At 72.8% G+C, this 1,534-nt stretch carries 3 protein-coding genes; 1 reads left to right on the top strand and 2 read right to left on the bottom strand.

Going from position 1 to position 1,534, the window contains the following annotated elements:
- Positions 1–279: hypothetical protein (locus tag AC5RUJ_RS16165; RefSeq protein WP_494156231.1), on the bottom strand; the 279-nt coding region annotated here is incomplete at its 3' end.
- 153 nt (positions 280–432) lie between these two features.
- Here AC5RUJ_RS16165 and AC5RUJ_RS16160 point away from each other — a divergent pair.
- Entirely contained in the window at positions 433–1,101 is a 669-nt protein-coding gene (locus tag AC5RUJ_RS16160; RefSeq protein ID WP_494128653.1) for a M48 family metallopeptidase, read from the top strand.
- Here the strand turns inward: AC5RUJ_RS16160 and AC5RUJ_RS16155 are convergent.
- Positions 1,098–1,534: zinc-dependent metalloprotease (locus AC5RUJ_RS16155; protein WP_494156230.1), on the bottom strand; the 437-nt coding region annotated here is incomplete at its 5' end. The two genes, AC5RUJ_RS16160 and AC5RUJ_RS16155, sit on opposite strands and share 4 nt — an antisense overlap.

The following is a 1,534-nucleotide window of genomic DNA, read 5'->3' as shown; positions in this document are numbered from 1 at the left end:
GGCGCGCAACCCCGACAGGCGTTCCCCGCCGGAGTCCGGCAGCAGGACCGGTGCCAGTGCCGCCAACAGCGACGCGGCCCGCTCCCTGTCCAGGCCACAGGCTGCCCGCACGTCATCCAGGTCGGCCGATTCGATGCCCCGGCACAGCCGGGACAGGAAGTGCCGGTCCGCTTCCCCGGTCCCCTCGACCACCAGTCCGCCGGCGCCCAGGCCGAACTGGACGCTGCCCGCGGCGCCCTCCAGCATGCGCAGGCCTGGATTGATTCTCAACTGTGCCACCGCAACCCTCCTCGCCGCCTGCCCGTGGTCCGGGCGCGGCCCGGTCCTCCATGCTGGCACGGCGGCGGCAGGCGTCGGAGGGTTATCCACAGAAAACCGGGCCCCGGGCCTGGGCGGATGCGGACGGTCGGATTGACCCGGTAACCTCGTCGCATGTCCCGAGCAGATCAGACGCAGGAATCCCGTGCCAGTGCAACGCCTCCGCGGCCGGTCCCGCTGGTGGCCGACACGGGGGAGCGGGTGGCGCTGACCACATCCACAGGGGCCCCCGTGGTGGTTAAACGGTCAGCACGCCGGCGCCGGACCGTCTCCGCCGCGTGGCGGGACGGGGCCGCCGTGATCTCCATTCCCGGCCACTTTTCGCCGGCGCAGGAACGGGAGTGGGTGCAGCGGATGCTGGCCAGGCTCGAGACGCGCGGCTCCCGGCCGGAGGGACGGACCGCCGCGGGCGACACTGACCTGGCCCGCCACGCGGCGGAGCTGTCGCAGCGTTACCTGGCCGGCAACGCCGTCCCGACCAGCATCCGATGGGTTTCCAACCAGAACGACCGCTGGGGGTCGGCAACGCCGGCCCGGGGCACCATCCGCATCTCGGACAAGATCAAGGACATGCCCGCCTGGGTCGTCGACTACGTGATCCTGCACGAGCTGGCACACCTGCTGGAGCCCGGCCACGGCCCACGCTTCTGGCGCTTGCTGCAGGCCTATCCGGAGCTCGAACGCGCCAAGGCCTTCCTCTCCGGCGCCGCCTTTGCCATGGGCCGCGGCCTGCAGGACGGGGACGACATGGACGGTGCCGGCGCCGGCGAGAGCGACTGCTAGCCGCGGTCTCCGCTTCCGGAACCGTCCGGGCCTCCGTCGGCGGTGCCGGTATCCTCACCGCCAGCGGAGCCGTCCGGACCTCCGCCGGCGCTGCCGGAGTCTCCACGGTCGGCGGTGCCGTCCGGCTTCCGGGCATCGCCGTCGCCGGGCTGCTGCCCTTCGAAGCCACCGCTCAAGAGTTTCTGCAGCGCCTCGTCGACTTCCGCCTCCGAGGCGTCCAGCAGCTTCCGCCGGGCGCTGAAGCCGGCCGGATCGTCCAGATCCTCCGCGGTCGGCAGCAGGTCGGGGTGGTTCCAGATCGCGTCCCGTCCTTCGACCCCGCGTTCCTCCTTCAGGGCGGACCACAGGGCGGCGGCATCCCGCAGCCGGCGGGGGCGCAGCTCCAGTCCGACCAGGGCCGCGAAGGCGTGTTCCGACGGACCGCCGGTGGCCC

The organism is Arthrobacter sp. Y3223164, from assembly GCF_059091005.1.
This window is presented reverse-complemented; position numbering and strand designations above follow the sequence as displayed.

Bases quoted from the DNA above. Each gene is read 5' to 3' on its own strand.
- AC5RUJ_RS16160 (WP_494128653.1), top strand. From the start codon at position 433: ATGTCCCGAGCAGATCAGACGCAGGAATCCCGTGCCAGTGCAACGCCT.